General features: G+C 74.3%; 21 protein-coding genes. 10 read left to right on the forward strand and 11 right to left on the reverse strand.

Translation table 11 applies throughout. From position 1 onward, the window contains the following. Nucleotides 1-246: 246 nt before the first annotated feature. On the forward strand, nucleotides 247-894 hold the full coding sequence (locus AB0D46_RS21040) for a TetR family transcriptional regulator (protein ID WP_281208757.1): 648 nt from the start codon (nucleotides 247-249) through the stop codon (nucleotides 892-894). Between the two features lie 238 nt (nucleotides 895-1,132). On the opposite strand, the gene AB0D46_RS21045 is transcribed toward AB0D46_RS21040, so the two are convergent. The 3 genes from AB0D46_RS21045 to AB0D46_RS21055 form a co-directional block, all read right to left on the reverse strand. After that, on the reverse strand, nucleotides 1,133-1,618 hold the full coding sequence (locus AB0D46_RS21045; protein WP_362879442.1) for a nitroreductase family deazaflavin-dependent oxidoreductase: 486 nt from the start codon (nucleotides 1,616-1,618) through the stop codon (nucleotides 1,133-1,135). Next, nucleotides 1,618-2,862 carry an acyl-CoA dehydrogenase family protein gene (locus tag AB0D46_RS21050; RefSeq protein ID WP_362879444.1) on the reverse strand — a complete coding sequence of 415 codons (1,245 nt, stop codon included), beginning with the start codon at nucleotides 2,860-2,862 and terminating at the stop codon, nucleotides 1,618-1,620. Before AB0D46_RS21050 ends, AB0D46_RS21045 begins: the two co-directional genes overlap by 1 nt. Nucleotides 2,863-3,012: 150 nt before the next feature. Further along, complete coding sequence (locus tag AB0D46_RS21055; protein ID WP_362879445.1) at nucleotides 3,013-3,273, reverse strand: hypothetical protein; 261 nt, start codon at nucleotides 3,271-3,273, stop codon at nucleotides 3,013-3,015. 353 nt (nucleotides 3,274-3,626) lie between these two features. Between AB0D46_RS21055 and AB0D46_RS21060 the strand changes: the two genes are divergently transcribed. From AB0D46_RS21060 to AB0D46_RS21070, 3 genes are all read left to right on the forward strand, one after another. Next, nucleotides 3,627-4,832: an acetyl-CoA acetyltransferase gene (locus AB0D46_RS21060; protein WP_362879447.1), complete on the forward strand. Its 1,206-nt coding sequence runs from the start codon at nucleotides 3,627-3,629 to the stop codon at nucleotides 4,830-4,832. Between the two features lie 470 nt (nucleotides 4,833-5,302). Further along, on the forward strand, nucleotides 5,303-5,965 hold the full coding sequence (locus tag AB0D46_RS21065; protein WP_362879448.1) for a pyridoxal 5'-phosphate synthase: 663 nt from the start codon (nucleotides 5,303-5,305) through the stop codon (nucleotides 5,963-5,965). Between the two features lie 62 nt (nucleotides 5,966-6,027). After that, a complete protein-coding gene (locus AB0D46_RS21070) occupies nucleotides 6,028-7,398 on the forward strand; it encodes a tetratricopeptide repeat protein (protein WP_362879450.1) in 1,371 nt (456 codons plus the stop codon). Here the strand turns inward: AB0D46_RS21070 and AB0D46_RS21075 are convergent. The 3 genes from AB0D46_RS21075 to AB0D46_RS21085 all read right to left on the reverse strand — a co-directional run bounded on the left by AB0D46_RS21075 (nucleotide 7,374) and on the right by AB0D46_RS21085 (nucleotide 9,227). Further along, the gene (locus AB0D46_RS21075) at nucleotides 7,374-7,826 is read right to left on the reverse strand and encodes a Zn-ribbon domain-containing OB-fold protein (RefSeq protein ID WP_362879522.1); all 453 of its coding nucleotides are present in this window, start codon (nucleotides 7,824-7,826) and stop codon (nucleotides 7,374-7,376) included. The two genes, AB0D46_RS21070 and AB0D46_RS21075, sit on opposite strands and share 25 nt — an antisense overlap. A 77-nt stretch (nucleotides 7,827-7,903) precedes the next feature. Beyond that, nucleotides 7,904-8,356, reverse strand: coding sequence for a DoxX family protein (locus AB0D46_RS21080; protein ID WP_362879524.1), 453 nt, complete (start codon nucleotides 8,354-8,356; stop codon nucleotides 7,904-7,906). 94 nt (nucleotides 8,357-8,450) lie between these two features. Next, on the reverse strand, nucleotides 8,451-9,227 hold the full coding sequence (locus tag AB0D46_RS21085; RefSeq protein WP_362879452.1) for a maleate cis-trans isomerase: 777 nt from the start codon (nucleotides 9,225-9,227) through the stop codon (nucleotides 8,451-8,453). 414 nt (nucleotides 9,228-9,641) lie between these two features. Between AB0D46_RS21085 and AB0D46_RS21090 the strand changes: the two genes are divergently transcribed. The 3 genes from AB0D46_RS21090 to AB0D46_RS21100 all read left to right on the forward strand — a co-directional run bounded on the left by AB0D46_RS21090 (nucleotide 9,642) and on the right by AB0D46_RS21100 (nucleotide 14,210). Next, entirely contained in the window at nucleotides 9,642-10,805 is a 1,164-nt protein-coding gene (locus tag AB0D46_RS21090; RefSeq protein ID WP_362879454.1) for an NAD(P)/FAD-dependent oxidoreductase, read from the forward strand. Nucleotides 10,806-11,015: 210 nt separating this feature from the next. Further along, nucleotides 11,016-13,250, forward strand: coding sequence for an acetate--CoA ligase family protein (locus AB0D46_RS21095; RefSeq protein ID WP_362879456.1), 2,235 nt, complete (start codon nucleotides 11,016-11,018; stop codon nucleotides 13,248-13,250). Nucleotides 13,251-13,475: 225 nt separating this feature from the next. After that, complete coding sequence (locus AB0D46_RS21100) at nucleotides 13,476-14,210, forward strand: enoyl-CoA hydratase-related protein (protein ID WP_362879526.1); 735 nt, start codon at nucleotides 13,476-13,478, stop codon at nucleotides 14,208-14,210. A 17-nt stretch (nucleotides 14,211-14,227) separates the two neighbouring features. On the opposite strand, the gene AB0D46_RS21105 is transcribed toward AB0D46_RS21100, so the two are convergent. Next, a complete protein-coding gene (locus AB0D46_RS21105; protein WP_362879458.1) occupies nucleotides 14,228-15,010 on the reverse strand; it encodes a VOC family protein in 783 nt (260 codons plus the stop codon). 100 nt (nucleotides 15,011-15,110) lie between these two features. Next, complete coding sequence (locus tag AB0D46_RS21110) at nucleotides 15,111-16,037, reverse strand: hypothetical protein (protein WP_362879460.1); 927 nt, start codon at nucleotides 16,035-16,037, stop codon at nucleotides 15,111-15,113. A 169-nt stretch (nucleotides 16,038-16,206) separates the two neighbouring features. Between AB0D46_RS21110 and AB0D46_RS21115 the strand changes: the two genes are divergently transcribed. Beyond that, nucleotides 16,207-16,827, forward strand: a complete 621-nt coding sequence (locus AB0D46_RS21115) for a flavin reductase family protein (RefSeq protein ID WP_362879528.1) — start codon at nucleotides 16,207-16,209, stop codon at nucleotides 16,825-16,827. Nucleotides 16,828-16,941: 114 nt separating this feature from the next. Here the strand turns inward: AB0D46_RS21115 and AB0D46_RS21120 are convergent, their stop codons facing one another. The 3 genes from AB0D46_RS21120 to AB0D46_RS21130 all read right to left on the reverse strand — a co-directional run bounded on the left by AB0D46_RS21120 (nucleotide 16,942) and on the right by AB0D46_RS21130 (nucleotide 20,215). Beyond that, the gene (locus tag AB0D46_RS21120) at nucleotides 16,942-18,009 is read right to left on the reverse strand and encodes a Zn-dependent alcohol dehydrogenase (protein WP_362879462.1); all 1,068 of its coding nucleotides are present in this window, start codon (nucleotides 18,007-18,009) and stop codon (nucleotides 16,942-16,944) included. Further along, nucleotides 18,006-19,205, reverse strand: coding sequence for an acyl-CoA dehydrogenase family protein (locus AB0D46_RS21125; RefSeq protein WP_362879464.1), 1,200 nt, complete (start codon nucleotides 19,203-19,205; stop codon nucleotides 18,006-18,008). The genes AB0D46_RS21120 and AB0D46_RS21125 overlap by 4 nt, the downstream gene beginning before the upstream one ends. 98 nt (nucleotides 19,206-19,303) lie before the next feature. Continuing rightward, nucleotides 19,304-20,215 (reverse strand): SDR family NAD(P)-dependent oxidoreductase, encoded by a 912-nt coding sequence (locus AB0D46_RS21130; RefSeq protein WP_362879466.1) that lies wholly within the window; start codon nucleotides 20,213-20,215, stop codon nucleotides 19,304-19,306. A 108-nt stretch (nucleotides 20,216-20,323) separates the two neighbouring features. Between AB0D46_RS21130 and AB0D46_RS21135 the strand changes: the two genes are divergently transcribed. Together AB0D46_RS21135 and AB0D46_RS21140 are read left to right on the forward strand one after the other, a co-directional pair. Next, a complete protein-coding gene (locus AB0D46_RS21135) occupies nucleotides 20,324-21,250 on the forward strand; it encodes a cyclase family protein (protein WP_362879468.1) in 927 nt (308 codons plus the stop codon). A gap of 370 nt (nucleotides 21,251-21,620) precedes the next feature. Further along, complete coding sequence (locus AB0D46_RS21140; RefSeq protein WP_362879470.1) at nucleotides 21,621-22,193, forward strand: hypothetical protein; 573 nt, start codon at nucleotides 21,621-21,623, stop codon at nucleotides 22,191-22,193. Nucleotides 22,194-22,300 lie beyond the last annotated feature (107 nt).

Genomic DNA, 22,300 nt, shown 5'->3' on the forward strand with positions numbered 1-22,300 from the left:
CCGCAATGATCCGCCCGAAAAGTTGTCCACAGCCTGTTCATAAGACTATTCGGGGGATATCCCACGGTACGGCCCGGCTCGTCCCCACAGCGGAGCCGGGCCGCTCCCGCGCGGGAGCGGCCCGCGCCCGGCCGAATTCCGCCCCCGCGGACCGCGCGCGGGCGCTCCCGCGCAGGCCGGGGGCCTCGTCACCCCATTTGCAGGCGGCCGAATAGCGCGCCCATCCCCCCTCGGTAAGCTGACGACATGACAGGACAAGTACGCACCGTCGACGGGCGTGTCGCCGGCCGGCGCGGCCAGGCGACGCGGCAGAAGCTGCTCGACTGCCTCAGCGAGATGCTCAGCTCCTCGCCGTACCGCGACGTCAAGGTGATCGACGTCGCGCGCAAGGCCGGCACCTCCCCCGCGACCTTCTACCAGTACTTCCCGGACGTCGAAGGCGCCGTCCTGGAGATCGCCGAGGAAATGGCCACGGAGGGCGCCCAGTTGACGGCGCTCGTCGAGGGCCGCAACTGGGTCGGCAAGGCCGGCTGGGCCGCCGCCGAGGAACTCGTGGAAGGGTTCCTGGAGTTCTGGCGGCGCAACGACGCGATCCTGAGGGTCGTCGACCTCGGCGCGGCCGAGGGCGACAAGCGGTTCTACAAGATCCGCATGAAGATCCTGAACTCCGTCACCAACTCCCTCACGGAGTCGATGAAGGAGCTCCAGGCCAAGGGCAAGGTCGACAAGGACCTCAGCCCGGCGGCGATGGCCGGCTCGCTGGTGGCGATGCTCGCCGCGGTCGCCTCGCACCAGAAGGGCTTCCAGACCTGGGGCGTCAAGCAGGCCGAGCTCAAGCCGAACCTGGCCCTGCTCGTCCACCTCGGCATCACCGGCAAGAAGCCCACCAAGTAGCGGCGGAACCTCCCGGGGACCGCCGGGGGCCCACCCGGGGGTCCGCCCTGCCCGACCCGCCCTTCCCCCCTGCCCTCCGACCCGGCCTGCGCTCCGACCTGCCCGAACCTCCTGACCTGGCCTGCGCTTCCGACCTGCCCGAACCTCCCGACCCCGCGACCTGGCGGCTTCGACGGCTCCGACGGCTCCGACCTCTTGGACCGTCTTCCGTACAGGCCCGCCCCCGCCGGCGCTCCCGTCAGCGCCGCTCCAGACGGAAAAGCCTGATCTCGCGGTCGATGCGCGCCTGGTACGTCGCGTACGGCGGCCAGAACTTCAGGACCGCCTGCCACGCCGCCGCGCGCTCCGCCCCCTCCAGCAACCGGGCCCGTACGGCGACGTCCCGCCCCTGCCAGTTCACGTCCGCGTCCGGATGCCTGAGCAGGTTCCCGGTCCAGGCCGGGTGGCCGGGGCGGCCGAAGTTGGAACCGATCAACAACCAGCTCGTCCCCCCGTCCTGCGGCATGCACGCGAGCGGCGTGGTGCGCGGTTCGCCGCTCTTCGCGCCCTTCGCGGTGAGGATCACGCCCGGCAGCATCCGCGCACTGAGCAGCACCTTGCCGCGGGTCAGCCGGTGCACCGCCTTGTCCAGCGCGGGAATGAAGTGCGGTGCGATCCTGGCGAACAGCATGGTCGAGGAGACCTTCTGCATCAGCTTCACGCCGACGCCCTGAGCCACTGCCATCAGACGGCCGCCTTCTCCGGTTCGGTGGGGGTGGTGGTGGGGGTGGTGGTCGCGCCCGTTCCGGCGGGCGGTGCGAACAGGCCCGAGGTGTGCGCCGCGTGCGCCCGCAGCCGGTGGACCGGACCGAAGAGCAGTTCGTCGGCCGCCGCCCGCTTGAAGTACAGGTGGGCGTCGTGCTCCCAGGTGAAGCCGATCCCGCCGTGCAGCTGGATGCCCTCGCCCGCCGTCACCCGCAGCGCCTCCAGCGCCTGCGCGAGCGCCAGCGGGCCCTGCTCCGGGTCCCAGGCCGCGTAGTAGGCCGCGGAACGGGCCGCCTGGACCCGTACGTACAGGTCGGCGAGCCGGTGCTTGACGGCCTGGAAGGACCCGACGGCCCTGCCGAACTGCTCGCGCCGGCGTACGTAGTCCACCGTGCGGGCCAGCGCCTGGTCCGCCGCCCCGACCGCCTCGGCCGCCAGGACCGTGGCGGCGGTGCGCCCCGTCGCGGCGAGCGCGGACAGCACGCCGCCCTCCCCGTCCGCGTCCCCGAGCAGCTCGGCGGGCACGTCGCGCAGTTGGATCCGGCCCTGCGGCCGGGTCTCGTCGAGGGTGGTCTGCCGGGACCGTACGAGGCCGGGCGCGTCCTCCCGTACGAGGAACAGCAGGGTCCGGCTCCGGGCGAACCCGCCGGTGTGCGCCGCGACCAGGAGCAGGCCCGCGCTGTGGCCGTCCAGGACCTGCGCGACCTCCCCGTAGAGCCGCCACCCGTCGGGGGCGGCGGCGGTGTCGGCGCGGGCCTGCACCCCGCCGGCCCGGCCGCCGCCGGCCCACTCCCCGGGGGTGTTGTCGCCGGTCAGCGCGAGCGCGGTGGCCAGCGCGGGACCCGGGACAGCGAGCGCGGCGCCCAGCTCCCCGGAGGCCAGCGCGGGCAGCAGCGCGGAGCGCTGGGCGGCGGTGCCGAGGGCGGTGATCAGGGGCGCCGCCAGTACGGCGGTCGCCAGCAACGGCGAGGGCAGCAGCGCCCGCCCGGTCTCCTCGCAGGCGAGCGCCAGGTCGGCGGGGGTGCACCCGACGCCCCCGTACTCCTCGGCGACGGCGATGCCCGGCAGGCCGAGCTGCCGGGCGAGCCGCTGCCACAGCTCGCGGTCGTGTCCGGCGGCGGTGCGGGCGGCGGCCTTGACCTCGTCCGGGCCGCAGTGTTTGCCCAGGATCTCGCGCAGGGTGCGGCGCATCTCGTCCTGCTCCGCGGTGAAGGCGGCGTCCATCGTCGGGCTCCTCCCCGTATCTGACGGGCCGTCATGTTAGGGCGGCGGCGTCGAGATGCACAGGGGTGGGCGACGGGGGGTTCGGCGGGGAGGTGGGGACGGGGGCGAGGGGCGGGGTGTGCGGGCGGGGTGTGCGGCCGGTCCCGCGGGTCAGCCGCGGCCGCGCCGCCGGACCGCCTCGGCGCCGGCGAGGAGGACGCAGCCGACGAAGGTCATGAGCGCGTAGCCGAGGACCTCGTGACCGGCGGGAATGAGGTGCCGGGTGAACCCCAGGAAGCGGATGAAACCGAACCACTCGTGCAGCAGCCCCGTGGCGCCCGCCACCAGCAGGGCGCCGCCGGGCACACCCAGCACCCCGGACCAACCGCCGGAGGAGGCGGAGGGGGACGAGGAGGACGAGGAGGAAGTCATGCGCCGACCGTAGCCACCCCGGAACGCCGCCCGCGTCAGCCGTACGTCGCGGACGGGCGCGACGAAAGAGAACAGGAGGGGGGTGGAGTCGCCGGGGATCGGGGGGCGGAGGCCGGGGGTGCAGGGGCCGGGGGTGCGGGGGCCGGGGGTGCGGGGCGCGGGAGGCCGGGGATCGGAGGTGCGGAGGCCGGGGGTGCGTGGAGCGGATCGGGGCGGACCGGGCGGGCGGTCGCCGCCGTCCGCCGTCCGCCGTCCGGCGTCTGGCGTCCGGCGTCCGGCGTCCGGCGTCCGGCGTCTGGCGTCTGGCGTCTGGCGTCTGGCGTCTGACGTACCGTCAGATATACCGTCGCCTCATGCCTGGACCGTCTGGACCACCCCGACTCCCCTCCTCCCCCACGCCCCGCCGCCGGGTCGCGGTCGTCGGCGTCGCACTCTCCGACTGCGGCCGGGTCGACGGCCCGACCCCGTACGCCCTCCACGCGCAGGCCGCCCGCAGGGCGCTGGCCGACTCCGGCCTGGACCGCTCCGTCATCGACGGCTTCGCCTCCGCCGGCCTCGGCACCCTCGCCCCGGTCGAGGTCGCCGAGTACCTCGGCCTGCGCCCGACCTGGGTCGACTCCACCTCGGTCGGCGGCTCCACCTGGGAGGTCATGGCCGCCCACGCGGCGGACGCCATCGCCGCCGGCCACGCCAACGCCGTGCTCCTCGTCTACGGATCCACCGCCCGCGCCGACATCAAGGCCCGCCGCCGCACCGCGAACCTCTCCTTCGGGGCCCGCGGCCCCCTCCAGTTCGAGGTCCCGTACGGGCACACGCTGATCTCCAAGTACGCGATGGCCGCCCGCCGGCACATGCACGAGTACGGGACCACCCTGGAACAGCTCGCCTCCGTCGCCGTCCAGGCCCGCGCGAACGCCGCGACCAACCCCGACGCGATGTTCCGCACCCCGCTGACCGTGGACGAGGTCCTGTCGTCCGAGATGATCGCGGACCCCTTCACGAAGCTGAACTGCTGCATCCGCTCGGACGGCGGCTGCGCCGTGCTCCTGGCCGCCGAGGACTACGTACCGGACACGGCGAAGGCCCCAATCTGGGTGCTGGGCGCCGGAACCTCCGTCTCGCACACGACCATGTCCGAGTGGGAGGACTTCACCGTCTCCCCCGCCGCCGTCTCGGGCCGCCTCGCCTTCGCCCGCGCGGGCCTCACTCCGGCCGATGTGGACCTCGCCGAGATCTACGACGCCTTCACGTACATGACCCTGGTGACCCTGGAGGACCTCGGCTTCTGCTCCAAGGGCGAAGGCGGAGCCTTCGTCGAGAAGGGCCGCCTGCTCCGAGAGGGCGACCTCCCGGTCAACACGGACGGCGGCGGCCTGTCGGCCTGCCACCCGGGCATGCGCGGCCTGTTCCTCCTGGTCGAAGCGGTACGCCAACTGCGAGGCGAATCGGGCCCCGGCCAGGTCCGCAGACGCGAGGGCCACCTCCCGGAGGTGGCCCTCGCCTCGGGCACGGGAGGCTGGTTCTGCTCCTCGGGAACGGTGATCCTGGGGCGGGGGTGAGGGGGCCGGGCCCAAGTCAGCGGAACCGGAGCGGGTTCGGCGGCTTCCCGCCGGCCTCATCGTCTCTCAGCGCCGCGCCGGCCCCTCAGTGACGTGACGAGGGGCCGGGCAGAAGGGTCAGCCCTTCAGCATGCCGACACGCTGGGCCCGCTCGCGCAGATCTCGGACCGCGCGGACGGTGCTGCGGGGGCGCAGCCGGAGGGTCCGGCCCGCCCACCCGCTCCCCGGGCCGGTCCTACCGGTCCGGAGAGGGTAAAAGGTTCTGCACACACCCGCCTGCCGGGCGTGGAGAGGTGCTGTGACGTGCCCGTATGCCCTACCGGCCGGCGCCCCTCCCCTCGCCCCGCCCCTGGGGGACCCGCCCCTGCCGCTTCTGCCCCGTGACCGTTCTTTTGGGGGACCCCCAAACCCCTCCCTGATCCCGATCAAGGACACCCCGCACACCCCCACCCCCGCCCTAACCTGGTCCCATGACCAGCGACTTCCACGAGACCCTGCACTCCCTGCGGGTGTGGGACACCCCGCTTCCCCGCTTCGACGCCGAGGCCGCGCCGGACGAGCCCCTGCCCCTGTTCCGGGACTGGTTCGTCGGGGCCGCGCGGGCCGGGCAGCCCGAGCCGCACACGATGAGCCTGGCCACGGTGGACGCCGACGGGCGGCCCGACGTACGGACCCTGATGCTGCACGAGGCCGACGACCGGGGCTGGCACTTCGCGTCGCACGCCACCAGCGCCAAGGGGGTCCAGCTGGCGGCCCACCCGGAGGCCGCCCTCGGGTTCTACTGGCCGCTGGTGGGCCGGCAGGTCCGCGTCCGGGGCCCGGTCACGGCCTGCGGGCCCGAGGAGAGCCGGGCGGACCTGGCGGTCCGCTCGCGCGGGGCGCTGGCCGCCGCGCTCACCGGGCGCCAGAGCGAAGTGCTCGCCTCCACCGCCGAGTTGGCGCGGGTCTCGGCGGAGTCCTGGGAGCGGGCCGGTACGGATCCGGACGCGCCCGCACCGACCTGGACCCGGTACGTCCTGACCCCGACGGAGGTGGAGTTCTTCCAGGGTGACGCCGCCCGCCGCCACACCCGCCTGCGCTACCGCCGTCCCACCGACGGCACGGGCTGGGTACGCGAACTGCTCTGGCCGTAGCCCGGACGCCCCCGTCACCCCGGCCGGCGACGCCCAAGCCCCCCGCCTCTACCCTTCGCCGCATGAACGCCCCCGCCCTCGACCCCGACGACCTGGACCGGCGCACCCGGCTGCACGCGGGTTGCGTACCGCCCGACCTGGTCGCGTACCTCCTGGACCACGGACACGCCGACACGGTCCGGGAGTTGGCGTTGGACGGCGAGTGGTTCTGCGCCCGCGCCCGGGCGCGGTTCCTCGGCGCCGAGGGGCGGCAGGACGAGGCGCGCTCCGTGCTGGCCCCGTACGTCGCGACCGGCTGGTGGACGGCCGTCGCGGAGGCCGCCGGGCTGCTCGGCGCGTGGGGTCGCGTCGCGGAGGCCCTGGACCTCGTACGCCCCCGCGCGGAGGCCGGGGAGCACCCCGCGCTACGGGACTTCGCGCTGCTGCTGGCCCGCGCCGGCCGGGCCGAGGAGGCGTACGAGCTGCTGCGCCCGCACGTGACGGAGCGGCTCCTCGCGGGGCCGCTGGTGGAGGTGAGCGCCGGACTCGGTCGGGACGAGGAGGTGGCGGCCCTGCTGGCGGACCGCATCGCGCCGGGCCGCGCCTGCGCGGCCTGCGGCGACACGGAGTGCGGGGCCCCGTACGTCGAGCCGCCCGACGCGTCGGCGTTGCTGGCGGCGGTCCGGGAGCGGCAGGGCCGGACCGACGAGGCGGTGGCGCTGCTGCGCGCGCACGGGCCCGGCGCGGGGACGGTCAACGGCCGGGATCCGCTGGCCGGGTTGTTGGCCCGGCTGGGTCGAACGGCGGAGCTGCGGGCGTACGCGGCGCAGGAACCCGGCGGGAACGCGGAACGGTTCCTCGCGCGGTGGTTGGAGGAACGCGGGGACGTGGCGGGGGCGGTCGAGGTGTACCGCCCGTCGGCGGCGGCCTCCTCGCACGCCGCTCTGCGGCTGGCGGAGCTGCTCGTCCGGCACGGGCGGGGTGAGGAGGCGATCGACGTCCTGGCGGCGCTGCCCGCCGCGCGGGGCGGGCACTCGGACTGCATCCTCGACGCCCTGTGCACGCTGTACGTCGACCGGGGCCGCGCCGAGGAGGGGCTGGCCCGCTTCGCGGGCATCGTGGATCCGCCCGACTGCGAGGAGTGGGACCTGCTGCGGATGCGAGCCGCGCTCCTCGCGGCCTGCGGCCGCGTGGACCAGGCGGTGGCGGAGCTCCGGGCGCACCCGGAGGGCGGCAGTACGTACGCGGCGGAGGTCGTGGCCGGGCTGCTGGCCGGCGCCGGCCGGCCGGAGGAGGCCGTGGCCGTCCTGGATCCGGGCGACCCGGACCTCCGCAAGCCCCTCGCGGAGCTGCTCATGGCGTTGGGCCGGATCGGGGAGGCCGTGGCGGTGCTCCGTAGGCCGCTACCGGCCCCGCCCCCGCCCACCGTCTACCGCGAGGCCCCGCCGTGGTGACCGGCGCCGCCACCGGAGCCCTCGTCCCCGTCCCCACCCGCCGGCTCGAAGACCGGTACCCGTACGTCCTCGGTCGCCTCCCGGAACGTGACCCGGAGCGGCATGCCGATGCGGAGGTCCTCGTGCGCGCAGGCGACGACCTCGGTCATCATCCGGGGGCCCTCGGCGAGGTCGACGACGGCGGCCACGTACGGGACGCGGCCGCCGAAGGGGGGCAGGTCGTTGCGGTGGATCACGGACCAGGTGTAGAGGGTGGCGTTCCCGCTCGCCTCCTGCCAGGTGACGCGGTCCTCGCCGGCCCAGCAGGAGGGGCAGAACTCGCGCGGGTAGTGGTGGTGGCGTCCGCAGTCGGCACAGTGGCGCAGCAGCAGGCGGCCGGAGGCGGCGGCGTCCCAGTACGGCCGGGTGAACTCGTCCACCTCGGGCAGGTCATGACGGACGACGGCGACGGCGGCGGAGCGGGCGGGGGCGCGGTCGGCGCCCGGGGTTGGAGCACCGGGGGCGGTCACAGGAAGAGTCCGATCAAGGCGTCGAGGGACCAGGCCTGCCAGCTCATGGCGAACAGCGCGACGAGCGAGATCAGCGCCATCATCGCGTTCTGCCCCTGCTCGGCCCAGTCGTGGATCATCAGTACCAGGTACAGCAGGTTCAGCAACAGGCCGCCCACGAGCGCCACCGGGGTCAGGAAGCCGAACACCAGGCCGAGCCCCAGGGCGAGTTCGACGTAGACGACGACGTACGCGATGAGCCGGGGGCGGGGCTGGACGACCTTCGTGAAGCCGCTCTTGACGAACGACCAGCGGTGTTTGCCGGCGACGTCGGCGGCCCAGGCGATGCCGGTGCCGCGTTCGAACCAGCCCTTCTTGTCCTTGTGCCGCCAGCTCTCCAGCCACCACAGCCCGAGGCCTATGCGCAGCACGGCGAGCCATTCGGCTCCGCTGAGCCAGATGGTCTGCATCGGCAGCCCCCACCCCTCGTCCCTCACCCACACCGATCTGACGGTACGTCAGTTCAGCGGATCGGGGCCGATCCCGCAAGGCCCCGGGAGCCGGTCACGCCCCCGGACCCCCGAAAAGCCGCCCGTACCCGGTGACGCCCTCCGCGGAGGCGCCCGCCGCGCGCAGGGCGGCCCACAGCAGGACCTGGTTGGCGGTCAGCACCGGCCGGCCGAGGGTGGCCTCCAGGGCGCCGATCACCCCGACGGAACGGAACCCGTTGCCGCCGATCACGACCGCGTCGGCGGTATCGGGCAGCCGCGAGGCCACCCAGTCGTGCAGGGACTTCGGCCGGACCGCGCGCTGCTCGCCGGGGAGCCCGCACGGGGCGGCGTACGGGACCTCGAACCCGGCCTCCTCGTAGTACCCGCGCCCCAGGTCGTTCAGGGTGGCGTCGAACCACGGCGGGTCGACGAGGCCGATCCGCTCGACCCCCAGCACGCGCAGCGCCTCGACCACGGCGGCGCAGGTGGCGACGACCGGCAACCCGTGGGCCCGCTCCCCGAGCCGGGCCAGCATGTGCGCCTCGCCGCGCGCGCCGATGACGTACGCGGAGCTGGTGAAGGCGTAGCCGATCACGGCCACGGGCGCGGCGGCGAGGAGTTCGGCGGCGGCGTCCACGTGCGGGGGTTCGGCGAAGGCCCGCACCGGGCCGAGCGGGATCGTGGGGGCCATCACCCCGCCGCCGGCCATGGCGGCGAACGGCACCCGGGCGGCGTGCAGGCCCACCTCGGGCGGGGCCATGGCGCGCAGCTCCGATTCGGGGCCGACGTCGGCGTGCGGGGTGAGGATTCCGAGGCGGACGCGTACGTCCCACCCGTCGGGCTGCCACATCAGGTACTCACCTGCTCCTCTCCGGAACGGGGGCCGGCGCGGGCGGCCGCGAGCCCCCACGGGACGGACGGGACCCCACTGTGACAGCGGGACACCCACCCCGGCGCGAGGCAACGCCGACCGCGGCGGCCGGGACGCCGACGGCCACGCGGGCCGACGGGCCGACGGGCCGACGGGCCGACGACCACGGCGGCCGGCGCGACGACGGCCACGCGGGCCGAGGATCACGTCGCCAACGCGGCACCGACACGACACCAACACGGCACCAACACGGCGGACCGAGCGGCCCCACCCCCACGAAGCACCACCCGCACTCCCCCATAACGGTCAATCCAGCCCCCCGTGATCGTTCCGCAATCGATTCACTCCTTGTCCGAGACCCATCAACTCTGAGTGTCGATACGATCACCCGTCATGCCCGAGCAGCCCGACATGAACACCCAGCCCCGCCCCGTGTACGTGATCGGCGCCGGTCCCGGCGGCCTCGCCGTCGCCGCCGCGCTCCGCGCGCGCGGCGTGCGCGCCGTCGTCGTGGAGAAGTCCGACGCGGTCGGGGCCTCCTGGCGGGGCCACTACGAGCGGCTGCGCCTGCACACCACCCGGCGCCTGTCCGCCCTGCCCGGGCTGGCGGTGCCGCGCCGGTTCGGGCGGTGGGTCGCGCGGGCGGACGTGGTCCGGTACCTGGAGAAGTACGCCGAGTTCCACGAGCTGGAGCTGGTCACCGGGGTCGAGGTGACCCGGATCGAGCGGGCCGCCGACGGCGCCGGCTGGACCCTCCACGCGAGCGGCGGGCGCCTGCTGGCGGCCCGGGCGGTGGTCGTGGCGACCGGCTTCAACCACACCCCGGCGCTGCCCGACTGGCCGGGCGCGGACACGTACACCGGAGAACTGCTGCACGCCGCCGCGTACCGCGAACCGAAGCCGTACGCGGGCCGGGACGTGCTGGTCGTCGGCGTCGGGAACACGGGCGCCGAGATAGCCGTGGACCTGGCCGACGGCGGGGCGTCCCGGGTGCGCCTCGCGGTGCGGACCGCCCCGCACGTCCTGCGGCGCTCGACCGCGGGCTGGCCCTCCCAGCGCACGGGGATCCTCGTCCGCAGGCTGCCCGTACGGCTCGTGGACCGGCTCGGGGCAATCGTCACGAGGCTCTCCGTGCCGGACCTGTCGGCGTACGGGCTCCCGCGTCCCACCACCGGCCTGTACAGCAGGGTCCGGGAAGGGGCGATCCCGGTGCAGGACGTCGGCCTGATCGACGCGGTGCGCGGCGGCCGGGTCGAGCCGGTCGCGGCGGTCGTCTCCTTCGACGGCGCCGAAGTGGTGCTGGCCGACGGTGCGCGGATCACCCCGGACGCGGTGGTCGCGGCGACGGGCTACCGGCGCGCCCTGGAGGACCTGGTCGGCCACCTCGACGTCCTCGACGGGCGCGGTCGACCCCTCGTACACGGCGGACGCAGCCCGCAGGGCGCTCCGGACCTGTACTTCACCGGCTACACGAACCCGATCAGCGGCATGCTGCGCGAACTGGCCCTGGACGCCGAAAAGATCGCGAAGTCCCTGTCCCGCCGCAAGCGTCGGTAGGCCGAAACCGCTCTGGACCACCCCCGAACGGATCTGCCACCGTTCGAACTTCGGGCACACACACCACCTCCACCACCTTTCCTGCGCATCCCTGTTCCTGACGGCGCGTCAGTTCAGTAATCTGACTACGCGTCAGCTATGGACTGCTTCGCGTTCCACCGAAGTACACCGAGGTCCATCGAGGTTCATCGAGCAGGAGCGGGCGGAACGATGCTTGGATCTACTCACGGCACCCTCACCACCGACTTCCGCGCACGTGTCGAGGCCTGCGGGGAGACCCCCAGGACGGCCGTCCACTCCACGGCCGCGCCCTCCTCCGAGGGCGCGATCGCCCTGGACGTCAGCGGACGGCCCCTGCACTCCGATGTGCCCGACCTGGACCGGTTCTTCCGGCCCGAGTCCGTGGCCGTCATCGGTGCCTCCGACGCCGACGGCAGACCCAACACCGGCATCACCCGCCAACTCCTCGCCTGGGCCGAGCGCGTCGGCGCCCGGGTGTACCCCGTGCACCCCACCCGTCCGAGCGTCTTCGGCCTGCCCTGCCTGGCCGCCGTCGCCGACCTGCCCGAACAGGTCGACCTCGCGGTGATCCTCGTCGCCGATCCGCTGCCCGTCGTCGAGGAACTGGCCGAGGCCAAGGTCAGGTTCGCCGTCGCCTTCGCGTCCGGCTTCGCGGAGACCGGCGAGGCCGGCGCCGCCGCCCAGGCGCGGCTCGCCGCCGCCGTACGGCGCTCCGGGCTGCGCCTGCTCGGCCCGAACACCAACCTCAACGCCTTCGAGGAGTTCCGCCAGGACCTCGACGGGCCGGCCATCGCCCTCATCACCCAGTCCGGGCACCAGGGCCGGCCCGTCTACACCCTCCAGGAACTCGGCATCCGGCTCTCCCACTGGGCTCCCACCGGCAACGAGGCCGACCTGGAGACCGCCGACTTCATCTCCTACCTCGCCGAACAACCCGAGGTCGGGGCCATCGCCTGCTACGTGGAGGGCCTCAAGGACGGCCGTTCCTTCCTCCTCGCCGCCGACCGGGCCGCCCGCAACGGGGTCCCCGTCGTCGCCGTGAAGGTCGGCCGCACCGAGACCGGCGCCCGGATGGCCGCCTCGCACACCGGCAAGCTGACCGGCGCCGACACCGTCGTGGACGCCGCCATGCGGCAGTTCGGCGTCATCCGCGTCGACGGACTCGACGAACTCCAGGACACCGCCGCCCTCCTCGCCCGGGCCCGGCCGCCCCGGGCGGACGGCGTCGTCGTCTACTCCATCTCCGGCGGCACCGGCGCCCACTTCTCCGACCTGGCCACCGAAGCGGGCCTCACGCTCCCCACCCTCTCCGAGGCCAAACAGGCGGAACTCCACCAGTGGATCCCGCCGTACCTCGGCGTCTCCAATCCGGTCGACAACGGCGGCCACCCCGTCGGCGACTGGCGCGGCCGCAAGATCATCGACGCGATCCTGGCGGACCCGTCCGTCGGCGTCCTGATCTGTCCCATCACCGGGCCGTTCCCCCCGATGAGCGACAAGCTCGCCCAGGACCTGGTGGACGCCGCCGAGCAGACCGACAAGCTCATCTGCGTGATCTGGGGCTCCCCGGTCGGCACCGAGGAGGCCTACCGCACCACCCTCCTCGGCTCCTCCCGCGTGGCCACCTTCCGCACCTTCGGCAACTGCATCACCGCCGTCCGCGCCTACCTCTCCCACCACCGCTTCACCGCGTCCTACCGCTCCCCCTTCGACGAGGCACCCCGCACCCCCTCCCCCTCGTACCGCAAGGCCCAGGCCCTGATGCGGCCCGGCCAGCAGCTCAGCGAACACTCCGCCAAGCAGCTCCTGCGCGCGTACGGCATCCGCGTACCGCGCGAGCAACTGGTGACGAGCGCGGCGGCCGCCGTACGGGCGGCCGGACTCGTCGGCTACCCGGTCGTCATGAAGGCCTCCGGCCCCCAACTCGGCCACAAGACCGAACTCGGCCTGGTCAAGGTCGCCCTCACCTCGGCGAGCCAGATCCGCGACGCGTACCGCGAACTCACCGACATAGCCCGCTACGAGAACATCCCCCTGGACGGGATCCTCGTCTGCCAAATGGTGGAACGCGGCGTCGAGATGGTCGTCGGCGTCACCCAGGACGACCTCTTCGGCCCGACCGTCACCGTCGGCCTCGGCGGGGTCCTGGTCGAAGTCCTGCGGGACGCGGCGGTCCGCGTGCCGCCGTTCGGCGAGGACCAGGCCCGCACGATGCTCACCGAACTGCGCGGCCACCCGCTCCTGGAGGGCGTACGGGGCGCACCCCCGGCCGACGTCGACGCGCTCGTGGAAGTCATCCTCCGCGTCCAGCGGATGGCCCTCGAACTGGGCGACGAACTCTCCGAACTGGACATCAACCCCCTGATGGTCCTCCCCCGGGGCCAGGGCGCGGTGGCCCTGGACGCCCTCGCCATCTGCCGCTGACCTGGCCGGTCGGTACGGGGCCACTCCCCGGCACAACCGGACGCCCGACCCGGACCGCCCGGCGGGGACTCGCAGCCGGGGCTCCGCCCCGGACCCCGAACCCGAACCGGACCCCCACCCCACCCCGCCCCCCAGGAGGCACCCGTGACCCTCACCCCCTCGGACGAGATCCGCCACAGGATCGAGAACAGCGTCTCCTGGATCACCCTCAACCGCCCCGAGGCCATGAACGCCCTCACCCGGGACCAACGCGAACGCGTCATCGCCCTGCTCACCGACGCCTCCGCCGACCCCGCCGTCCGGGCGGTCGTCATCACCGCCACCGGCAAGGGCTTCTGCGCCGGCGCCGACCTCCGCAGCAGCGGCCCCACCCCCGCAACCGCCGGAGGCAACCGCATCGCCGGCGACGTCACCCGCATGATCCGCCTCGGCGCCCAACGCCTCATCACCGCGGTCCTGGACTGCGAAAAACCCGTCATCGCCGCGGTCAACGGCACCGCCGCCGGCATCGGCGCCCACCTCGCCCTCGCCTGCGACCTCGTCCTAGCCGCCGAACCGGCGCGCTTCATCGAGGTGTTCGTCCGCCGCGGCCTCGTCCCGGACGGCGCCGGCGCGTACCTGCTGCCCCGCCTCCTCGGCCCGCAGAAGGCGAAGGAGCTGCTGTTCTTCGGCGACGCCGTCCCCGCCGAGGACGCCGCCCGCCTCGGCCTCGTCAACAAGGTGGTGCCGGCCGACGAGCTGGAGGAAACCGCCCGCGCCTGGGCCGAGCGCCTCGCCCAGGGCCCCACCCGCGCCCTCGCCCTCACGAAGCAGCTGGTCAACGCCTCCCTGGACGGTGACCGGGCCACCGCGCTCGCCGCCGAAGCCACCGCCCAGGAACTCAACATGACCACCGCCGACGCGAACGAGGGCGTGGCCGGCTTCGTGGAGCGCCGCACCCCCAAGTACCTGGGCCGCTGACCAGGAGGGGCCCGCGATCAGCCCCGTGGGTCGGGCTTCAGCAGCGCGAACACCGCCCCCGCCGGGTCGGCGACCCAGGCGATCCGCCCGACCCCGGCGATGTCCTCGGCCGGCATGGGCACCGACCCACCCGCCCCCAACGCCGCCGCGGCGACCCCGTCGACGTCCGGGACGTTGAAGTACGGCACCCACCGCGGGATCCGCCCGCCCTCGTCACCCAGCGGAGCGACCCCGCCGAAGGTGCCCTCCTGCTGCTCCCCGTCGGCGATGGACAGCACCCGGTACGTCATCCCGGCCATCCCCATCTCGGAGTGCCGCCACCCGAACACCCCGCCGTAGAAGGAGAGGGCCGCGAGCGGGTCCGGGACGTGCAGCTCCGCCCACACCAGGCTCTTCTCGGCGGAGGTGAGGTCGAGCCCGCCCGTCCCCCCGGGCTGCCAGCACGCGAACTCGGCGCCCTGCGGGTCGGTGAACTGGGCGAGCCACCCCTCGCCCATGACGTCGCCGGGTTCCATCCGCACCGCCCCGCCGCCGGCCCGCACGGCATCGGTGGTGGCCTGGATGTCGGAGGTCATGAAGTGGAGCATCCACGCGGACGTCGCCCCCTCCTCGGTGAGCGGGCCGAGCGCGGCGACGGTCTTCCCGTCCACCTGGAAGAAGCCGTACCCGCCCGCCTCGGGCCCGGCCGAGGCGAAGTCCCAGCCGAGCGCCGCCCCGTAGAACGCGGCGGCCGCCGCGGTGTCGGGGCTGCCGAGGTCGAGCCAGTTGGGCGAGCCGGTACGGAAGTCGGTGCCGAGCATGGGGTTCCTCCTTGAGGGCGTACGGCGCTGCACGGTCCCGGGCCACGATGCCCCCGCCCGCCGGAGCGCCCCCGCACGAGCCGCCCCGCACGCCCCCGGTTCACCCGAACGCCCGAGCCCCGTCCGCGTCCGCGTCCGACCGGAGGACCTTCAGCACGTCGGCGTCCGGGCCGTACAGCCACGTGAACAGCTCGGGCCGCTCGGTCGTGCCCGAGATCCGCCAGGCGGGTACGGATCCGGTACAGGACCGGATGTCGAGCCACACCCCGTCCCGGTTCGCCGGCACCGCCTCGGGGTCGAAGCTCCACGTCCCGTCGCCCGTGCACCGGTCGATCCCACCGTCGCGGGCCACCACGGGCAGCGCTTCGGCGCTCATCGTGCCGTCCCGGTGGAGCACCAGGCGGGCGCCCCCGTCGCCGGTCCACGTCCCGGCGTACTCGGACGCCGCGAGGCGGGGCGGCCGGTACTCCGGCAGGAGCCCGGCCAGGCCCGCGGCGTGGCCGCCTCCGAGGAGCAGCAGGCCCGCACCCGTCACGCCCGCGGCCCGGCGGATCATGCCCCACGGGCGGACGTCGCGGGCGCGGGCGTAGCGGGCGGCGGCCACCGGGAGCAGCCCGGTCCCCGCCACCCACGCCCAGGTCGGCCCGTAGGGGAGGTCGAACCGCCACCGGCCGGCGGCCGCGTAGAGCGCGGCGAGCGCGGCGGTCAGCAGTACGGCCCAGACGCCGGCCGGTACGCGGCCGCGCCGGCCCAGGGCGTGCGCGGAACCCGTGACGGGCAGGGCGAACAGGGCCGCGTGCAGCAGGCCGAGCACGGGGAGCAGCAGCGGGGAGAGGAGGAGGAACCCCGTCAGGAGGACGGCTCCGAACGCCCCCTCGCCCCGGTCGTGGTCGTACGGGCCCGCGAGACCAGTGAGGACGAAGGCCGCGGCGAGGAGCAGGAGGGGCTGTCCGGCGGAGATGGCCGCCGCCGCGGGAAGTTCCCGGCCCAGGAACGTGGCCGGGCGGACCGTTTCGTCGTGCGTCATGGCGTCGCCCCCGCATCCAGTTTTGAACAAGTTCAATCACTTGCTGCCCGCACCCTACCCCCCACCCGCACCACCACCGGCCGGGACCCCCGCACGACCCCGCACCCCCCGCGCGACCTCAACGCGACCCTTCCCATCTGACGACCCGTCAGCTTCAATCGGGGGTGTGATGGGACACGCAGGGATGGCGGCCACCGTCGTCCGATACCTCAGGTCAGCCGGCGCCCCCGCATCCGCGGCCCCGGAGTCCGTCGACGCTCTGCCCCGGCCCGCGCTGCGGGCCGTCGGTCGGGACGAGCGCGCGCCCGTCGGTCCCGCGGAGTTCCGGGCCGTACTGGGCCGGTTCGCCAGCGGGGTCACGGTCATCACCGCGCCGCCGGGCGAGGGCGAGGACGGCCCGGCGGGCTTCGCCTGCCAGTCCTTCGCCTCGCTCTCCCTCGACCCGCCGCTGGTCACCTTCATGGTGGCCCGTACGTCGACCACCTGGCCGCGGATCGCCCGCGCCGGGGTGTTCTGCGTCAACATCCTGGGCGCCGAACAGGGCGCGCTGTGCCGGGGGTTCGCCGTCAGCGGAGCCGACAAGTTCGCCGGGGTCGGCCACCGGCCGGCGCCCGTCACCGGCTCGCCGCAGCTCGACGACGTGCCCGCCTGGATCGACTGCCGCATCCAGGCCGTGCACACCGGCGGGGACCACCTCATCGTCGTCGGCCGCGTCGCGGCCATGGGCGCCGAGGGCGAGGGCGACCCGCTCCTCTTCCACCAGGGCCGCTTCGGCCGCTTCGCCCCCTGACGGAGGACGACGCCACCTCACGGCACCCCACCCCACACCCCGGTCCGCACCCCACCCCGCACCCCGGCCCCGCCGCCCCCTCCCGGGGCGCGGGGCCGGACCCGTACCCCCCGCTCAGAAGGTGAGCACCCCGCGCGCCACCCGCCCGTGGTGGGCGTCGTCGGCCGCCTTGGCGAAGTCCTCGATCGGGTAGACCTCCGTCACCAGCTCGTCGAGCAGCAGCCGGCCCTGCCGGTACAACTCCGCGTACAGGGCGATGTCGCGCTGGGGGCGGGACGACCCGTACCGGCAACCCATGATCGTCTTGTCCAGGTACATGGACGAGACGAGGAACGACGCCTCCTCCTTGAACCCCGGCACCCCGAGCAGGATCGCCTGCCCGTGCCGGTCCAGCAGGTCGACGGCCTGCCGGATCAACCTCACGTTGCCCACGCACTCGAAGGCGTGGTCCGCGCCCGTCGGCAGGATCTCGCGTACGGCGGCCGAGGAGTCCCCGGCGGCCGACGCGTCGATGAAGTGGGTGGCCCCGAACCGCCGGGCCACCGCCTCCTTCGCCGGGTTCGCGTCGACGGCGACGATCGTCGTCGCGCCGGCTATCCGGGCGCCCTGGAGGACGTTCAGGCCGATCCCGCCGGTGCCGATGACGACGACGCTCTCCCCCCGGTCGACCTTCGCCCGGTTCAGCACCGCCCCGACGCCCGTCAGCACCCCGCAGCCGATGAGCGCCGCCGAGGTCAGCGGCACGTCCCGGGGGATCTTCACGGCCTGCACGGCCTTGACGATCGTCCGCTCCGCGAAAGCCGAGTTGGAGGCGAACTGGAACAGCGGCTTCCCGCCCCGACGGAAGGGCTGACCGGGCATCCCGATCGCCTTGCGGCACATTGTCGGACGCCCCCGGTCGCAGTCCGGGCACGCCCCGCAGTTCGCGAGCGTGGACAGCGAGACGTGGTCGCCCGCCGCCACGTGCGTGACGCCCGCGCCGACCGCCTCGACCACCCCGGCGCCCTCGTGCCCGAGCACCACCGGCGGCGGGAACGGGATCGTCCCGTCGATCACCGACAGGTCGCTGTGACACAGCCCGGCCGCCTTGACGGCGACGAGCACCTCCCCCGGTCCCGGGTCGCGGATCTCCAGATCGTCGACCACTTGGGCCTGCTTGCCGTCGAACACGACGCCTCTCACCTGGGCTCCTTAGGCAGGCCGAGCACCCGCTCGGCGATGATGTTCCGCTGGATCTCGTCCGAGCCGCCGTAGATCGTGTCGGCCCGGGTGAACAGCAAGAGCCGCTGTGCCTCGTCGAGTCCCCGCTCGTACGGGACGTCGGGCGCCCAGGGCACCGGCCCGGCCGTCGCCGCCGCCCCCCGGACCTCGACCGCCAGCTCTCCGAGCCGCCGGTGCCAGCCGGCCCACAGCAGCTTCGCCACGCTCGGCGCCCCCGGGTCACCGGCGCAGCCGAGCGTGCGCAGCGCGTTCCAGCGCATGGTGCGCAGTTCGGCCCACTGCCGGACGAGGCGTTCGCGCAGGACCGGGTCCGGGGCGCCGGCGGCGAGGTGGTCGGCCAGGACGCGTTCCAGTTCGGCGGCGAAGCCGATCTGTTGGACGAGGGTGGAGACGCCGCGTTCCAGGGCGAGCAGGCCCATGGCGACGCTCCAGCCGTTGCCCTCCCCGCCGACGGTCTCGGTGGCGACCGCCCCGTCGAAGAACACCTCGTTGAACTCGGCGGTGCCCGACATCTGCCGGATCGGGCGGACCTCGACGCGGCCCGGCTGGTCCATGGGCACCAGCAGGAACGACAGGCCCCGGTGCCGGCGGGAGCCGGCCTCGGTGCGGGCGAGGACGAAGCACCAGTCGGCGTCCTGGGCGAGGGAGGTCCAGATCTTCTGCCCGGTGACGCGCGGCAGCCCGTCCGCGGGGTCGCGCACGGCGACGGTACGGATGCCCGCCAGGTCCGACCCGGCGTCCGGTTCGCTGTACCCCTGGCACCACAGTTCCTCGCCGCGGGCGATGCCGGGCAGGAACCGGGCCTGCTGCTCGGGGGTGCCGTGGGCGATCAGGGTCGGCGCGAGGAGGTTCTCCCCGATGTGGCCGACCCGGCCGGGCGCGCGCAGCGCCGCGTACTCCTCCGCCCAGACGACCTGGCCGGTGAGGGAGAGCCGCTGCTGCCCGTACGCGCCGGCGGGGACGTCCCAGCCCTGCCCGATCCAGCCGCCGCGGCCCAACTCCCGTTCCCAGTCGCGCCGCTGCTGCGTCCCCTCGTGCTCGGCGCCCGGCCCGCCGAGGCCGCGCAGGTCCGCGTACGGTCCGTCGAGGCGGGCGGTGAGCCAGGTCCGGGCGCGGGCGCGCAGCTCCTCGTCGCCGGCTCCGAGGCTGAAGTCCATGCGGTCTCCCTGTCAGGCGTCGGCGGGACGGCGATCGGTGGTGCGACGGCCGGGGTCGTCCGTGCTTCGGCCGCCCCCGCCCCTCCCCGGGCCGCGGGTCACGCGTTGGGCCGGTCCTTGGCGGCGGCGGCCCGGGCCATCGCCTCCAGTTGCGCGAGCATCGGCATCGGGTCGGTGCCGACGGTCCCGGGCAGGAAGTCGGCGATCTTCTCGGGGGTCCAGGAGCCTTCGGCGTACCCGGCGCGCAGTTCGCGCGGCTGGGCCCACACGGCGATCTTCGGGCCGGCGATCGTGTACACCTGCCCGGTGATGTTCTCGGCGCGGGCCCGGTCGCTGAGCAGGTAGGTGACGAGGGCGGCGACGTCCTCGGGCTCCCCGATCTCCTTCAGCTCCATCGGGACGCCCGCGGACATCCGGGTGCGGGCGACGGGGGCTACGGCGTTGGCGGTGACCCCGTACTTGTGGAGGCCGAGGGCGGCGCTGCGGACGAGGGAGATGATTCCGCCCTTGGCCGCGCTGTAGTTGGCCTGGGCGACGGAGCCCTGGTGGTTGCCGCTGGTGAAGCCGATGAGCGTGCCCGTGCCCTGCTTGCGCATGACGGCGGAGGCGGCGCGGAAGACGGTGAAGGTGCCCTTGAGGTGGGTGGCGAGGACCGGGTCCCATTCCTCCTCGGACATGTTGAAGAGCATCCGTTCGCGCAGGATGCCGGCGACGCACACCACCCCGTCGACGCGCCCGTACCGGGCGAGGGCCGTGTCGATGACGCGTTGGCCGCCGGCCATGGTGGAGATGTCGTCGGCCACGGCGACGGCCTCCCCGCCCGCGGCGGTGATCTCCTTCACGACCGAAGCGGCGACCTCGCTGGTCGGCTCCCCGCCCTCGATGCCGACGCCGTAGTCGTTGACGACGACCGAGGCTCCCTCGGCGGCCGCGGCGAGCGCCACGGCCCGCCCGATGCCCCGGCCCGCGCCCGTGACGGCGACGACCTTGCCTGCCAAGAAGTTCCCCATGCCGGCCCCTTCCCGCGTTTTCTGACGGACCGTTAGATTCTAGGGGCAGCCCGACGCACCAGCACAAGACCCGGTCGCCGCCACCTTCACCAGGAGCTGATGAGGCCCATGTCCCTGCCCCCCGAGTTCCACGACATCGCCAAGCGCGTCAACAACTGGGGCCGCTGGGGCGCCGACGACGAGATCGGCACCCTGAACCTGATCACCGACCCGGTCGTCCGGGCCGCGGCCGCAGGCGTCCGCAGGGGCCGCCGGGTCCCGCTCGCGCTCCCGCTGGAAGAGGACGGCGTCCAGGTCGGCATGATCCCGGGCCGGATCAACCCGCTGCACACGATGGTGCAGATCAACCAGGAGATCTTCGGCCCGGGCACGGTGGCGTGCAGCGACGACGCCGTGACGATGGGACTCCAGGCGGCCACCCACTGGGACGCCCTGACGCACGTCTCGCACTCGGGGAAGATCTACAACGGCCGCCCGGCCTCCTCCGTCACCGCGCACTCCCGCGCCGCGTTCAGCGGCATCGACAAGGCCCGGCACATCGTCTCGCGCGGCGTCCTGCTGGACGTGGCCCGCGCGAAGGGCGTGGACCGGCTGGCGGGCGGCCACGCGGTGACCCCCGAGGACCTCGTGGAGGCGGAGGAGTTCGGTGGGGTCACGGTCCGCGCCGGCGACATCGTCCTCGTCCGCACCGGCCAGATCCAGGTCTACCTGGCGGGCGACAAGCACGGCTACGGCTTCCCCTCACCCGGCCTGTCCGTCCGCACCCCCCAGTGGTTCCACGCCCGGGACGTCGCGGCCGTCGCCAACGACACCCTGACCTTCGAGATCTTCCCGCCGGAGATCGACAACCTGTGGCTGCCGGTGCACGCCCTGGACCTGGTCGAGATGGGCATGCACCAGGGTCAGAACTGGAACCTGGAGGAGTTGTCCACAGCCTGTGCGGAAGAGGCCCGCTACTCCTTCCTCCTCTCCGCCATGCCGGAACCCTTCGTCGGCGGCACGGGCACCCCGGTGGCCCCGATCGCCGTCTTCTGACCCACCCCCTCCCGGGGCCCGCGCCCGGACGCGGCGGCGCGGCGTTCCGTACGGTTCCGTCGCCCCCGCCCGCGCTCCGCGCCCTTCGCGCCACCGGCGCGGCGGTGGGCCCGCGGGGCGGGCGGTGGGGCGGGGAGCCCGGGCCGGGCAAGGGGGCGGGGGCCGCACCCGTGGGTTCCGGCCGGGTGCGGTGGGACTGCGGGCGGGGCTGCTGGGGCTCGGGGAACCCTGAGGTATGCCCACAAGAGCCGCAGCGAGGCCGATTTCGCCCTTCTCGACCCCGGGTGACCTTCGAAAGGATGGTCACGCGTCTTCAGGCCGCCGTCACGGGCGCGCGGCTTCCCGGACGCCGAATCAGAGGGGTTCCACCATGTCACCGCGCAAGATCCTGGCGATGATGACCGCGACCGCGGCCCTGATCGCAGGCCCCGTCCTGACCGCCCACGCCTCCGACGCCACCGGTTCCACCGGCTCCACCGCCACCGACTCGACGTCCGCCCGGTCCGCCCACCTCGGGCAGGCCCGCGACGCGGGGTTGAGCGCCCCGCAGGCGGCCGCCCTCCAGCAGCGGGTCGACGCCATCCTCGCGAAGGACCCGGCGGCCCGCCAGGTCTCCGCGAACCGGATGACCACCGCCGGCGGCGCCCTGACCCTCGCCGTCCCGGGCCGGCCGGAGGCCCGCGACCTGGCCTCCCCGAACACCGCGCTCGCCTGCGGGCACGGCCACCTGTGCATCACCGACGGCCGGGGCGACACCTACGACTTCTACCGGTGCGGCTACTACGACTTCTGGGGCATCGGCGACGGCACGTTCCACAACAACCAGACCTCGGGCACCCGGGCCCGGTTCTACAACGACAACGGCAGCGAACGCTGGTCGAACGTCGCCAAGTCCACCGGCACCGCCTACTGGACCCCCGTCTACCACATCCGCCCCTGCTGACCCGCTCCTCCTGACGCCTCCCCAGCCGCCCCCGGCCCCCACCCCCCGGGCCGGGGGCACCCACCCGCGCCGCCGGTCCGGCATCCTGGGCCGGGACACCAGGGAAG

It is taken from the genome of Streptomyces sp. NPDC048383 (genome assembly GCF_040651775.1).
GTDB lineage: Bacteria > Actinomycetota > Actinomycetes > Streptomycetales > Streptomycetaceae > Streptomyces.